The sequence below is a fragment of the Brevundimonas guildfordensis genome, assembly GCF_014836405.1.
Lineage (GTDB): Bacteria > Pseudomonadota > Alphaproteobacteria > Caulobacterales > Caulobacteraceae > Brevundimonas > Brevundimonas guildfordensis.
The window spans coordinates 1,538,140-1,552,533 of the sequence record NZ_JACSQU010000001.1; the positions used below are offsets into that span (position 1 = coordinate 1,538,140).

The window sequence follows — 14,394 nt, forward strand, 5'->3', positions numbered from 1 at the left end:
GCCCGTCCCGGCGCGTTATGTCGGCTCCCCGATTCCGCCGAAGGAGCCGCCCGATGTCCGATCCCGCCCGCCTGCTGCGTCATCAGGCCTATGTCGACGGCCGCTGGATCGACGCCGACGGCGGCGGAACGATCGACGTGACCAACCCGGCCACGGGCGAGGTGCTGGCGACCGTGCCCGACATGGGCGCCCTTGAGACCCGTCGCGCCATCGCCGCCGCCGAAGCCGCGATGAAGCCCTGGGCCGCCAGGACCGCGGGCGAGCGCGCCCGCATCCTGCGCCGCTGGTTCGACCTGATGATGAGCGAGCAGGACGCGCTGGGGCGCCTGCTGACCCGCGAACAGGGCAAGAGCCTGACCGAGGCCAAGGGCGAGATCGCCTATGCCGCCAGCTTCATCGAATGGTTCGCCGAGGAGGCCAAACGCACCTATGGTGAGGTCATCCCGAGCCATGACGCCTCCAAGCGGCTGGTGACGCTGCGTCAGCCGGTCGGGGTGGTGGGGGCGATCACGCCGTGGAACTTCCCCGCCGCCATGATCACCCGCAAGGTCGGCCCGGCCCTGGCCGCCGGTTGCGCCGTCGTGCTGAAGCCCGCCAGCCAGACGCCGCTGTCGGCCCTGGCGCTGGCCGTACTGGCGGAAGAGGCGGGCCTGCCGCCCGGCCTGTTCAACGTCGTCACCGGCTCGGCCTCGGCCATCGGCGGCGAACTGACGTCCAATGAGACCGTGCGCAAGATCAGCTTCACCGGCTCGACCGAGATCGGCCGCCTGCTGATGCAGCAGTCGTCGCAGACCATCAAGAAGATGAGCCTGGAGCTGGGCGGCAACGCCCCCTTCCTGGTCTTCGACGACGCCGATGTGGGCGCGGCCGTGGCGGGCGCCGTGGCCTCCAAATACCGCAACGCGGGCCAGACCTGCGTCTGCACCAACCGCTTCTATGTGCAGTCCGCCGTCTACGATGAATTCGTCGCCAAGCTGACCCAGGCCACGCAGGCGCTGAAGATCGGAAACGGCCTGGACGACGGCGTCCAGATCGGCCCCCTGATCGACGAGAAGGCGGTGAAGAAGGTCGAGGAACACGTCGCCGACGCCCTGGCCAAGGGCGCGACCCTTTTGACCGGCGGCGCCCGCCACGAACTGGGCCGCACCTTCTACCAGCCGACGGTCCTATCGGGCGTGACCCAGGACATGCAGATGTGCCGCGAGGAGACCTTCGGTCCCGTCTCCGGCGTCGTCCGCTTCGAGACCGAAGAGGAAGGCGTTGCGCTGGCCAACGACACCATCTTCGGCCTGGCGGGCTATTTCTACGCCCGCGACCTGAGCCGCGTCTGGCGCGTGGCCGAGGCGATGCAGACCGGCATGATCGGCATCAACACCGGCCTGATCTCCACCGAGGTCGCGCCCTTCGGCGGGATCAAGCAATCCGGCCTCGGCCGCGAAGGCTCCAGCCACGGCATCGAGGACTATCTGGAGATCAAATACCTCTGCATGGGGATTTAAGTCCCTCTCCAGGTGGGAGAGGGCTTGAGCCTCCAAGAGCGTCAGCGATTGGAACAGGCGAAAGGGTGAGGGTTCGCGGTGAACGGCTTCGGCGCGCCGCTTAAACCACCCACCTAACCCACCGACAGACGCCTCGACGTTTTGCGACGGCTCACGCCGACTGACGGGACAAGCCCCTCACCCTTTCGCTTTGCGGATCGCCTTCGGCTCTCCGAAGCTCAAGCCCTCTCCCGCCGGGAGAGGGTTCCTTACTGCGATCATTCGACCAAGGTCGGTCTGCGCAAACCGCCGTTCCTGCTGTCACTCTCCCTTCCGACGCCTGGCGCGAAGTACGCCGGGCGCGAGGGAAACGCGCCGCGCATCGCGGCCGCACAGGAAGGGAACTGCCCATGACCGACCGCACCATGGATGCGGCGGAGGGCGCGGAGCACACGGTCGACAAGAACGACCGGCTGGTGATTCTCGCCTCCTCCGTCGGCACCGTCATCGAATGGTACGACTTCTATCTCTACGGCTCGCTGGCCGCGATCATCTCCGCCCAGTTCTTCTCGGGCGTGAACGAGACCACCGGCTTCATCTTCGCCCTGATGGCCTTCGCCGCAGGCTTTGCGGTCCGTCCGTTCGGGGCCATCGTCTTCGGCCGCATGGGCGATCTGTGGGGGCGCAAGAACACCTTCCTGGTGACCATGCTGCTGATGGGCGTCTCGACCTTCGTGGTCGGCCTGTTGCCGCCCTACGCCGCCATCGGCATCGCCGCCCCGATCATCCTGGTGCTGATGCGCCTGATCCAGGGCCTGGCGCTGGGCGGGGAATACGGCGGCGCCGCCACCTACGTCGCCGAGCACGCCCCCGAGGGCAAGCGCGGCTTCTACACCTCCTTCATCCAGATCACCGCCACCGTGGGCCTGCTGCTTAGCCTGGCCGTGATCCTGGGCGTCCGTTTCAGCGTCGGCGAAGAGGCCTTCGTCGCATGGGGCTGGCGCATCCCCTTCCTGGTCTCGATCCTGCTGCTGGGCGTGTCCCTGTGGATCCGCCTGAAGCTGTCGGAAAGCCCGGCGTTCAAGCGCATGAAGGCCGAGGGCAAGGGCTCGACCACGCCGCTGAAGGACAGCTTCATGAAGTGGCCGAACCTGAAGCTGGTGCTGATCGCCCTGTTCGGCCTGGCGGCCGGTCAGGCCGTGGTCTGGTACACGGGTCAGTTCTACGCCCTGTTCTTCCTGGAGAAGACGCTGAGGGTCGATCCGACCCTGGCCAATATCCTGATCGCCGCCGCCCTGGCGCTGGCGACGCCCTTCTTCATCATCTTCGGCTGGCTGTCGGACAAGATCGGGCGCAAGCCCATCATCATGGCCGGCTGCCTGCTGGCCGCCGTGACCTACTTCCCGCTGTTCGGTGCCCTGACGGAGGCGGCCAACCCGCGACTGGCCGCTGCAGCGGCCTCGTCGCCGGTGACCGTCGTCGCCGATCCGGCCGACTGCCACTTCCAGTTCGACCCCGTCGGCAAGACCGTCTTCAACAGCTCGTGCGACGTCGCCAAGACCCACCTGGCCAAGGCGGGCGTCACCTACGTCAATGAGGCCGCTCCCGCCGGGTCCGTAGCGCAGGTGCGCATCGGCGACCGCGTGGTCGACAGCTTCAACGGCAAGGCCATGGCCAAGGCCGACTTCGACGCCCAGAAGAAGACCTGGGACGCCGGCCTGACCGCCGCCCTCGCGGACGCCGGCTATCCGGCCAAGGCCGACAGCGAACTGGTCAACAAGCCGCTGGTGATCGGCATCCTGTTCCTGCTGGTCCTGTATGTGACCATGGTCTACGGCCCGATCGCCGCCGCCCTGGTCGAGATGTTCCCGACCAAGGTGCGCTACACCTCCATGTCGCTGCCCTATCACATCGGCAACGGCTGGTTCGGCGGCTTCCTGCCGACCACCGCCTTCGCCATGGTCGCGGCCACGGGCAACATCTACTACGGCCTGTGGTACCCCATCGCCATCGCCGTGCTGACCCTGATCATCGGCGTCCTCTTCGTGAAGGAAGGCAAGGACGTGAACATCCACGACTGATCGGAAACCTCCATAACAACTGACTTTCGCCAAACCTGCGGGCGGTCCGGCTTCGGCCTGGCCGCCCTCTTTTTCACTTGCCCGCGCGATCGCGCCCGGCCCAGATGACGCCCATGTTCAGCCTCGCCACCCTGGCCCTGACAGCCTTCTACATGGCCGCTCTGTTCGGCATCGCCTGGTGGTACGAGCGGCCGCAGATCAAGGCGCGACGCGGGATGCTGGGACCGTCGCTGTACGCCCTGTCGCTGGCCATCTACTGCACGTCGTGGACCTATTATGGCGCCGTCGGCACGGCGGCGCGGGACGGGTGGGAGTATCTGCCCATCTATGTCGGGCCGATCCTCGGGCTGACCCTGCTGCTGCCCCTGTGGCGGCGCATCGCCTCGGCGGCCCGGCGCGAGAACGTCGGCTCGATGGCGGACTTCATCTCATCCCGCTACGGCAAGAGCCCGGCGCTGGGCGCGGCGGTGGCCGGCGTCGCCATCCTCGGCTCGGTCCCCTACATCGCCCTTCAACTCAAGTCGCTGTCGATGGCGGGCGAGATGATCACGGCCGGCACCCCCGTCGCCGGGTCCGAGAGCCTGACCGTCCTGGTCATGGCGGCGGTCCTGGCCGGGTTCGCCATCCTGTTCGGCGCACGACGACCCGACCTGACCGAGCACAACCGCGGCCTGATCCAGGCGATCGGCATCGAGTCCATCGTCAAGCTGGCCGCCCTGCTGGCGGTGGCCGTCTTCGCGGTCTTGCTGTTGGCCGCCTCGCCCTCGCGGCAGGCCGTGACCGACAGTCTGGGACAGTTGAGCGCCTGGCCCCACATTGACGCCCGCTTCATGGCCATCACCCTGGTGGCGACCCTGGCCATCTTCTGCCTGCCGCGTCAGTTCCACGTCGCCTTCGTCGAGGGCGGCGATCCGGCCCAGGTGCGCCGCGCGCGCTGGATCTTCCCCCTGTACCTGATCCTGACCACCCTGGCCGTCCTCCCGCTGGTGGCGGCGGGGGGATTGTTCACCCCACAGACCAATCCCGACCTGCTGGTGCTGGCCCTGCCGCTGGGCGCGCGGCAGAGCCTGCTGACCGCCGTGGTCTTCGTCGGCGGCTTCTCGGCCGCCACCGCCATGGTCATCGTCGAGGCCGTGGCCCTGTCGGCCATGGTGTCCAACAACCTGGTCCTGCCGCTGATGGGCGCCGGCCGGCGACGCGGCGCGGCGCTGCCGGACATGCCCCCCCCGGACATGGCCAGAACCCTGCTGAACATCCGCCGCCTGGCCATCGTCGGCCTGCTGCTGCTCGCCTGGCTCTATTATCTGGCGATGGACCGGACCAGCGGACTGGCGGCCATGGGCCTGGTGTCGTTCGCAGCGCTGGCCCAGTTGGCGCCGTCGCTGTTCGGGGCGGTGCTGTGGCGCGGCGGGCGGGCCAGCGGGGCGCTGGCCGGGCTGGCGGCGGGCATGGCGGTCTGGGCCGTCATGCTGGCCGCGCCGCAGCTGGCGCCCGGCTTCGGCCTGAACGTGCCCGCCATGCTGGGGCTGGAAGACCCGTTCGCGGCCGGGGTCTTCCTCAGTCTGTCGCTGAATCTGGGCGTCTTCGTCCTGGTGTCGCGAGCGCGGCCGCCGCGCCTGATCGATCGGGTCCAGGCCCGCGCCTTCGTCGACCGGCTCGGCCCCGACTGGATGGAGGGGCGCGGCGGCTCGGCCGGGGCCTCGGTCGGCGACCTGCGCGCCCTGGTCGCCCGCTTCATCGGCGACGAGCGGGCCGAGCGCGCCTTCGCCGCCTGGGCGCGCGAAACCGACGTCAGGCTGAAGGACGCCGACCCCGCCGACGCCGCCCTGGCCCGCGCGGCCGAGCGGATGCTGGCGGGGGCCGTCGGCGCCGCCGCCGCTCGCCGCGTCCTGGCTGCGGCGCTGGCCGCCGGAGGCCGCGCGCCCGAGGACGTGGTGCGGATGCTCGACGAGGCGTCCCAGGCCGTCCAGTTCAACCGTGATCTGTTGCAGACCACGCTGGACAACATCGACCAGGGCGTCAGCGTGGTGGACGAGGACCTGCGCCTGACCGCCTGGAACCGCCGCTATGTCGAGATGTTCGACCTGCCCGCCGGCTTCGTCCACGTCGGCCTGCCCATCGCCGCCGTCTATCGCCTGAACGCCGAGCGCGGCGAGGCGGGCGTGCCGGATCATGAGATCGACAGTTGGGTCGAGCGACGGCTGGAGGCGCTGGCGCGCCGCATCCCCCACGACCACGAGCGCGAGCAGCCCGACGGCCGAATTCTACGGTCTTCCGGCGCGCCCATCCCCGGCGGCGGCTACGCCACCAGCTACACCGACATCACCGCCCTGCGCCGCGCCGCGCGCGAGCTGGAAGAGGCCAACGAGCGGCTGGAGGCCCGCGTCGCCGACCGCACCGAACGGCTGGAAGAGGCCCGTCGTCAGGCCGAGGACGCCACCGCCTCCAAGACCCGCTTCCTGGCCGCCGCCAGCCACGACCTGCTTCAGCCCCTGCACGCCGCCCGCCTGTTCATCGCCGCCCTGAGAGAAGACGCCGACCTGGCCGGATCGTCCGCACAGGGCCTCGCGACCAACGCCGACCGCGCCATCGACAGCGCGCACCGCCTGCTGACCGCCCTTCTGAACCTGTCCAAGCTGGAGGCGGGCGGGGTCCGGCCCGCCGTAGCGCCGCTGGCCCTGGGCGGCCTGTTCGACGAACTGGCGCGCGAGTTCGCCCCGGTCGCCCGCGCCAAGGGGCTGACGCTGACGGCGGCGCCGTCCAGCCTGTGGATCGCCTCGGACCGCGACCTGCTGCGCTCCATGCTGCAGAACCTGATCGCCAACGCCATCCGCTACACCGACCGGGGCCGTGTGCTGATCGGCGCCCGGCGCGACGGCGAGCGGGTGCGAATTCTGGTCTGCGACACCGGGCGCGGCATCGCCGAGGCCGACCGTCAGGCGGTCTTCGGGGAGTTCGTGCGCCTGCCCGGCGCCCCGGTGGACGAGCCTGGCGCGGGCCTGGGCCTGGCCATCGTGCAGAAGCTGTCGGACCTGCTGAGACACCCGCTGTCGCTGGCCTCCCACGTCGGGCGCGGAACGACCTTCCGCGTCGCCGTTCCCCGCGTCTCTGCCGCCCCCGAGCCAGAGATCACGCCCGACGACCTGCGCCTGCCCCTGATCGGTCTGCGGGTGCTGTGCGCGGACAACGAACCCGCCATTCTCGACGCCCTGACGGCCTTGCTGGACCGCTGGGGGGCGCAAGCCGTGACCGCGCGTTCGGTCGACGAGGCGCGCGCGGCCGTCGGCCCGTTCGATGCGGCCCTGGTCGACCTGCATCTGGGCGACGACGAACCAGACGGGCTGGCCGCCGTCGACGAACTGCGCGCGCAGGGGGTGAGGCGCATCGCGCTGGTCACCGCCGACACGCGCGACGGCCTGAAGGAGAAGGCGGCGGCCGCGGGCGCCGTGCTGCTGCCGAAACCGGTCAAGCCGGCGGCGTTGAAGGCCTTCCTCCGCAGCTAGCCTTCTCCCCTTGTGGGAGAGGGATTCAGATATCCAGCGACTGCGCCAGGATCACCGCCTGGGTCCGGTTCTGCACGCCCAGCTTGCGGAAAACGCTGGTCAGGTGCGCCTTGATGGTAGCCTCGGTCACGCCCAGGTCGAAGGCGATCTGCTTGTTCAGCCGCCCGACCTTCAGCCCCTCCAGAATTCGCAGCTGCGACGGCGTCAGGCTGGCGATGCGAGCCTGAAGGTCGGCCTCTTCCTCGCCTGCCGCCTCGACCTCGGGCGCCCAGGTCTCGCCCTCGAGGATGGCCTGGATGGCCTCGACCATTTCGGGCAGGGCGGCCGACTTGGGGATGAAGCCCGCCGCACCCAGCGACAGGGCGCGGCGGATGGTCGGCGCCTCCTCGCTGGCCGAGACGACGGCGACCGGCACCGCCGGATGATCGGCGCGGATCAGCGTCAGACCCGTCATGCCGTCCACGTCCGAAAGCTTCAGGTCCAGCAGCAGCAGATCGACCGGCCCCGCGCCCAGAGCGGCCTGCGCCTCGGCCAGGCTGGCGCATTCGACGATCTGCGCGTCCGCAGACGCCTTTTCGACGGCCGACCTCAAGGCCGCGCGAAACAGGGGATGGTCGTCGGCGACGACGATGCGATCCATGAAGGTCCTTCCCGCGCGCGGTTCTTGTTCACTCGGCCGCGTCGCGACGACACCATGCCGCGCCTCGACTTTGGTCGAAACTAGACGAATGGCTAATGGCCGCAAACCCTGACCAAGCGGAATGCTGGCGTCCTGAGGCCTGCGACAGACGGGCCCGGAACAACGGTCTGGGAGGACCTCGCATGGGAAGCTGCCGTCTGTTCGGCGGCGTGGCTGCGGCCGCGTTGCTGCTCGCGCCCGGCGCTGCACTGGCTCAGGACGCCAGCGCCGCACTGGAAGCCCGTATCGCCCAGCTCGAAGCCGAGCTGAACAGCCTGAAGTCCGAAGTCGCCGCTGCCCGAACGCAGCAGGCCTCGCAGGCGCAGGACATCGTCCGCCTTGAAGCCCGGCCCGCGCCCGTTTCGACACCTGCGCCGACGCCCGTCTCTGACGCCCCGCGCGAGGAAGGCTTCCGCATCGGCGACCACACGGTGAAGTTCGGCGGCTTCATCAAGACCGACTTCATGGCGTCGAAATATTCCGGCGGCGACCCGGCCAACGGCGATCCGTTGCGCGACTATCACCTGCCCGGCTCCATCCCGGTCGGCGGCGACAGCGAGGACGTGGCGACCGACTTCAACGCCCGCCAGACCCGCTTCTGGCTGACCACCGACGGCGTGGTCGGCGGCCGCAAGGTCGGCACGCGGCTGGAGATGGACTTCCAGACCCTGCCCGGCTCGGGCGATCAGCGCACCACCAGCGGCGCCAACCCCGCCCTGCGCCGCGCCTTCGTCACCATCGATGAGTGGCTGATCGGTCAGGAGTGGACCAACTTCCAGAACACCGCCGTCCTGCCGGAATCCGCGGACTTCGTCGGCGCGGCCGAGGGCACGGTCTTCGCCCGTCAGGCCCAGGTCCGTTATACGCGCGGCCCCTTCTCCATCGCGCTGGAGAACCCCGAGACCACCGTCACCCCTTTCGGCGGCGGCGCGCGGATCGTCGCCGACGACAACAGCCTGCCTGACCTGACCGCCCGCTATGGCCTCAGCCGCCCGTGGGGCGACATGCAGCTGTCCGGGCTGGTGCGCCAGCTGAAGTATCAGAACCCGGCGACCAACGTGGATTCCACCGCTGTGGGCTGGGGCCTGTCCGCCTCGGCCAGGTTCAAGGTCGGGGCGCAGGACGACGTCCGCTTGATGGTCACGGGGGGAGAAGGCATCGGCCGCTATGTCGGCCTGAACTTCTCCAACGACGCGGTGCTGGACGCCGCGGGCGATCTGGAAGCCATCGGCGTGGTCGCGGGCTTCGCCGCCTATCGCCACGTCTGGGCGCCGGGCTGGCGCTCCAGCCTGATCTGGTCGGCGCAGAGGGTGGACAACGACGTGCTGTTGACCGGGACCGGCGCCAATCGCTCGGCTCAGAGCCTTCACGCCAATCTGATCTGGTCGCCGGTCACGGCGTTTGATGTCGGCGCCGAGGTGATGTTCGCTGACCGCAAACTCGAGTCAGGACTGGACGGCGACATGACCCGTCTGATCCTGTTCGCCAAATACGGCTTCTAAGGCCGAACAAATAAAAGAACCTGGAGGAAAAACGCGTGTCTGATCCGGAAATCTATCCCGTCCCCGCTGAACTGGCCGCCCGCGCCCACATGGACCGCGACGGCTATGAAGCGGCCCGGATGCAGGCGCGCGAAACTCCCGAGGCCTTCTGGGCCACTCAGGCCGAGCGGCTGGACTGGATGACCTTCCCGACCAAGATCAAGGACGTCTCGTTCAACAAGGCCGACTTCCGCATCCGCTGGTTCGAGGACGGGGTGCTGAACGCCTCGGTCAACTGCATCGACCGCCACCTGCCCGCCCGCAAGGACGAGGTCGCCATCATCTGGGAAGGCGACGAGCCGACCGACAGCGAAACCGTCACCTTCGGGCAGCTTCATGAGCGTGTGTGCCGCCTGGCCAATGTGTTGAAGGCCAACGGCGTCCAGAAGGGCGACCGCGTCACCATCTATCTGCCGATGATCCCGGAGGCGGCCTACGCCATGCTGGCCTGCGCCCGCATCGGCGCGGTGCATTCGGTCATCTTCGGCGGCTTCTCGCCCGACAGCATCGCCGGGCGGATCGAGGACTGCGAATCCACCTTCGTCATCACCGCCGACGAGGGCTGCCGAGCCGGCAAGCGCGTGCCGCTGAAGGCCAATGTCGACAAGGCGCTGGAGAAGGTCGCGGGGGTGAAGACCGTCGTCGTCCTGCGCCACACCGGCGCCGACGTGCCCTTCGTCGAAGGCCGCGATCTGGACTGGGGCGTCGAGACGGACAAGGCCTCGCCCGACTGCGCGCCCGAGCCGATGAACGCCGAAGACCCGCTGTTCATCCTCTACACCTCCGGCTCGACCGGAAAGCCCAAGGGCGTGCTGCACACCACCGGCGGCTATCTGTTTTGGGCCAGCTATACGCATGAGCTGGTGTTCGACTACCGTCCCGGCGAGGTCTTCTGGTGCACAGCCGACGTGGGCTGGGTCACGGGCCACACCTATGTCGTCTACGGCGCCCTGGCCAATGCGGCGACCAGCCTGATGTTCGAGGGCGTGCCCAACTATCCGACCGTCAGCCGCTTCTGGGAGGTGGTGGACAAGCACCAGGTCAACATCTTCTACACCGCCCCCACGGCCCTGCGCGCCCTGATGCGCGAGGGCGACGCGCCCGTTAAGGCGTCCAGCCGCAAGTCGCTGCGCCTGCTGGGCACCGTCGGCGAGCCGATCAACCCCGAGGCCTGGCGCTGGTATCATGAGGTCGTCGGCGAGGGCCGCCTGCCCATCGTCGACACCTGGTGGCAGACCGAAACGGGCGGCGCCCTGATCTCGCCCCTGCCCGGCGCCACCGACCTGAAGCCCGGCTCGGCGACCAAGCCCCTGCCCGGCGTCGAGCTGCAGATCGTCGACGCGGACGGCGCGGTTCTGGAGGGCGCGACCGAAGGCAATCTGTGCATCACCGACAGCTGGCCGGGCCAGATGCGCACCGTCTATGGCGACGACCAACGCTTCTTCGAGACCTATTTCTCGACCTATCCGGGCAAGTATTTCACCGGCGACGGCTGCCGCCGCGACGAGGACGGCTACTACTGGATCACCGGCCGGGTCGATGACGTCATCAACGTCTCGGGCCACCGCATGGGCACGGCCGAGGTCGAGAGCGCCCTGGTCCTGCACGACGACGTGGCCGAGGCCGCCGTCGTCGGCTTCCCCCACGACATCAAGGGTCAGGGCATCTACGCCTATGTCACCCTGAACAAGGGGGTCGAGGCGAGCGACGCCCTGCGCAAAGCCCTGGTCGCCCAGGTCCGCGAGGAGATCGGCCCCATCGCCGCGCCCGACGTGATCCAGTGGGCGCCGGGCCTGCCCAAGACCCGATCCGGTAAGATCATGCGCCGCATCCTGCGCAAGATCGCCGAGAACGAACTGGGCGCCCTGGGCGACACTTCGACCCTGGCCGATCCGTCGGTGGTGGACGATCTGGTGAAGAACCGGGCGGCCTGAAAATCCAGGACGGACGGCGGGAGGATCACCCCCCGTCCGTCCACACCGTCTTGTACAGATCGAACCGGCGGTCGCGCAGGTTCCGCACCGTCCCCTGCGCCTTGGCCCAGGCCAGGTCTGACAGGTCCAGGTCCGCCACCGTCACCGTCTCGACGTTCTCGCTCGCCTCGGCCGCCACCCCGTCGCGCGCGAAGGGGAAGTCGCACGGCGTCAGGATGCAAGACTGGGCATACTGGATGTCCATGTTCTCGACGTTGGGCAGGTTGCCGACGTTGCCCGACAGCACGACGTAGCACTGGTTCTCGATGGCCCGCGCCTGCGAGCAGTAGCGCACGCGCAGATAGCCCTGCCGGTTGTCGGTGCAGAAGGGGGTGAACAGAATGCGCGCGCCCTCGTCCGCCAAGCGCCGCGCCAGTTCGGGGAACTCGGAATCGTAGCAGATCATCACCCCGATCGGCCCGCAGTCGGTAGGGATGGCGTGGACCCGATCGCCGCCCTTGATGTTCCACCAGTGGCGCTCATTCGGGGTCGGGTGGATCTTCTCCTGCTCATGCACCGAGCCGTCGCGCAGGAAGACATAGGCGACATTCTGGATCTCGCCGTCCTCGGTCCGCGTCGGGTGAGAGCCGCCGATGATGTTGACGTTGTAGCCGACCGCCAGCTCGCGCATCGCCTCGACGAAGCGCGGCGTGTAGCGGGTCAGAGCCTCGATGGATTCCGCCGGGGTCAGCTTCTTCGTCTCCAGCGACAGCAGCTGAAGCGTGAACAGCTCGGGAAAGACCACGAAGTCGGCGCGATAGTCCGACACCACGTCGACGAAATATTCAACGTTGTCCATGAACTCCTGGAAGCTCTCGACCTTGCGCATCTGCAGCTGGACCGTCGCCACCCGCACCGTCTCCTTGACCGCAAAGGCCGCCCCCTTGCCCGTCGCCTCGACATAGTAGGGGTTGCGCCAGACCCAGCGCGCCGCGTGACCCAGCGACGCCTTGTCCGACGGCAGATAGTTCAGCAGCACCCCCGCCGGCTCGAAGCCCGAACGCTGGTGAAAGGCCATGATCGGGTCCTTCACCTTGCGGTCGCGCACCGCCTCGACATAGGCGTTCGGGTCGGGATAGGCGGCGCGGCGCCGCGCCAGCCCGGGCATCCGGCCGCCGAAGACGACGCCCTTCAGGTTCTGCGCCTCGCACAGGTCGCGGCGCGCGTCATACAGGCGCTGGCCGATGCGCAGGCGGCGCCGGGCGGGGTCGACGCAGACCTCCATGCCGTACAGCCACTCGCCCGCCGGATCGTGCCGCGCGCCATAGCCGCCGCCGGTAATCTGGTCCCAGGTGTGCGGTCCCATCGCCGACTTCTCATCGATGCGGAAGCTGGCCGCGTAGCCGACGATCTCGCCTTCGAACTCGACCACGAACTGGCCGTCGGGATAGGTCGCGATCTGGCCCCGCAGCATCCCCGCCGTGTAGGGCGGCATGTCCTTGTAGACCCGCGCCACCAGGGCGTTGATCCCGGCCACGTCGCCCATGCGGGCGTTGCGGATGGTCAGGACGGCGGGCTTGGCCGGTTCGGCGTTCTGGGCGGTTTGGGCGGTCTGAAGATCAGTCATGCAACACCTAACGCTCGAGCTTGGCCGTTGGATCATTTCATCGTCTTGGACCGGCATGAGGATAGGCGCACAATGGCGACATGTCCGGCATGGCGCAGGAAGTTGAACTGAAATTTCGGCTCGGTCCCGGAGCCGCCGCGCGCCTGGACGCCCACCCGGCCCTGGCGGGCGAGGAGAGCGTGCACACCCTGCGCTCCGTCTATTTCGACACGCCTGACCAGGCGTTGCGGCGCGCGGGCTGGGGCCTGCGCGTGCGCGCGACCGGGCGCGGCTTCGTCCAGACGCTGAAGGGTCAGGCCGGCGGCGACGTCCTCAACCGCGCCGAATGGGACATGCCGGTCGCCAGCGAGGCCCTGGATTGGACGGCGTTGAAGCCGACGCCGGCGGCCGCCATTCTGAAAGGCCGCCGCCGCGACCTGGCCCCCCGCTTCGCCAGCACGGTGCGGCGCCGCACCCGTCTGGTCGCCTACGACGGCGCCGTGATCGAGGCCGCCTATGACGAGGGCGAACTGTCGGCGGGCGACCGCGCCGAGCCCTTGCGCGAACTGGAGCTGGAGTTGAAGGAGGGCCCGCCCGAGGCCCTGTTCGCCCTGGCCCGGCGCCTGTCGGCCGACATCGCCCTGGTTCCCCTGTTCGAGAGCAAGGCCGAACGCGGCTGGCGCCTGGCCGAGGGGCTTGAGCGCGCGCCCCGCTTCGCGGTCGCCGATTCCCTGCCCCGCGCCCTGAGCGCCGAGACGGCCCTGCGCCGCACCGCCCTGGCCGCCCTGGGCCAGGCGTCGGCCAACGCCGAGCTGCTGCGAAGGGTGCGCCGGCCCGAGGCCCTGCACCAGCTGAGGGTGGGCCTACGCCGCCTGCGCGCCGCCCTGTCGGTGTTCGCCCCGCTGCTGGGCCAGGACGCCGAACCCGTCGTCGCCGAGCTCAAATGGCTGGCGCACGAAACCGACGCCGCTCGCGATCTGGACGTCTTCATCCGCGACGTCTTCCACCCGGCCGTGCTGGAGACGCCCGATCCCGGCTTCGCCCCCTTGGGCCTGCGCCTCTTGGCGGCGCGCAGCGGCGCCTATCGCCGGGCCCTGGCGGCGATCGACTCGCCGCGCTACGCCGCCCTGATGCTCGAGACCCTGGCCTGGATCGAGGTTGGCGCCTGGCGCAGCGACCCCGACCCGGTGCGGACATGGCGGCGGCGGCGGCCCGTCGCCGACTTCGCCGCCGAGGCTTTGGAGCGGCTCAACCGGCGTGTGCGACGAGGCGGTCGTCGCCTCGACCGGCTGGACGCCGCGGGCCGCCACCGCCTGCGCATCCGGGTGAAACGCCTGCGTTATGCGGCCGAGTTCTTCGCCGGCCTGTTCGACCGTCCCCGCCGCGAAACAGGCTTCCTTGACGCGCTCGAGACGACGCAGGACGCCTTCGGCGCCCTCAACGACCTGGCCGTCGCCCGCGACCGCATCCCCGCCGACGCCCGCCTGACCTCGCCCGAGATCGCCTTCGCCGCCGGGCGCCCGCCGCGAACAGAGCGCCGCTGCGCTTCACGCCGCCTCAAGCCGCGCCTTCGTCCGCCTGTCCCGCGCCCGG

7 protein-coding genes and 1 pseudogene are annotated in these 14,394 nt (G+C 69.3%); 6 read left to right on the forward strand and 2 right to left on the reverse strand.

The genetic code is table 11. The features are described 5' to 3' along the window. Positions 1–53 precede the first annotated feature (53 nt). The 3 genes from H9656_RS07520 to H9656_RS07530 all read left to right on the forward strand — a co-directional run bounded on the left by H9656_RS07520 (position 54) and on the right by H9656_RS07530 (position 7,062). Entirely contained in the window at positions 54–1,499 is a 1,446-nt protein-coding gene (locus tag H9656_RS07520; RefSeq protein WP_191743533.1) for an NAD-dependent succinate-semialdehyde dehydrogenase, read from the forward strand. A gap of 404 nt (positions 1,500–1,903) precedes the next feature. Next, on the forward strand, positions 1,904–3,559 hold the full coding sequence (locus H9656_RS07525) for an MFS transporter (protein ID WP_404821558.1): 1,656 nt from the start codon (positions 1,904–1,906) through the stop codon (positions 3,557–3,559). A gap of 113 nt (positions 3,560–3,672) precedes the next feature. After that, a complete protein-coding gene (locus tag H9656_RS07530; protein WP_191743535.1) occupies positions 3,673–7,062 on the forward strand; it encodes a hybrid sensor histidine kinase/response regulator in 3,390 nt (1,129 codons plus the stop codon). A gap of 25 nt (positions 7,063–7,087) precedes the next feature. On the opposite strand, the gene H9656_RS07535 is transcribed toward H9656_RS07530, so the two are convergent. Beyond that, the gene (locus H9656_RS07535; protein ID WP_191743536.1) at positions 7,088–7,702 is read right to left on the reverse strand and encodes a response regulator transcription factor; all 615 of its coding nucleotides are present in this window, start codon (positions 7,700–7,702) and stop codon (positions 7,088–7,090) included. Positions 7,703–7,884: 182 nt separating this feature from the next. Between H9656_RS07535 and H9656_RS07540 the strand changes: the two genes are divergently transcribed. Together H9656_RS07540 and acs are read left to right on the forward strand one after the other, a co-directional pair. Continuing rightward, positions 7,885–9,243, forward strand: coding sequence for a DcaP family trimeric outer membrane transporter (locus tag H9656_RS07540; RefSeq protein ID WP_191743537.1), 1,359 nt, complete (start codon positions 7,885–7,887; stop codon positions 9,241–9,243). A 35-nt stretch (positions 9,244–9,278) separates the two neighbouring features. After that, positions 9,279–11,216 (forward strand): acetate--CoA ligase, encoded by a 1,938-nt coding sequence (acs, locus tag H9656_RS07545; protein WP_191743538.1) that lies wholly within the window; start codon positions 9,279–9,281, stop codon positions 11,214–11,216. Positions 11,217–11,241: 25 nt separating this feature from the next. On the opposite strand, the gene H9656_RS07550 is transcribed toward acs, so the two are convergent. Beyond that, positions 11,242–12,822 (reverse strand): bifunctional GNAT family N-acetyltransferase/carbon-nitrogen hydrolase family protein, encoded by a 1,581-nt coding sequence (locus H9656_RS07550; protein ID WP_191743539.1) that lies wholly within the window; start codon positions 12,820–12,822, stop codon positions 11,242–11,244. 89 nt (positions 12,823–12,911) lie between these two features. On the opposite strand from H9656_RS07550, the pseudogene H9656_RS14115 reads away from it, so the two are divergent. Further along, positions 12,912–14,258, forward strand: a pseudogene (locus H9656_RS14115) (CYTH and CHAD domain-containing protein); the annotation flags it as partial. Positions 14,259–14,394 lie beyond the last annotated feature (136 nt).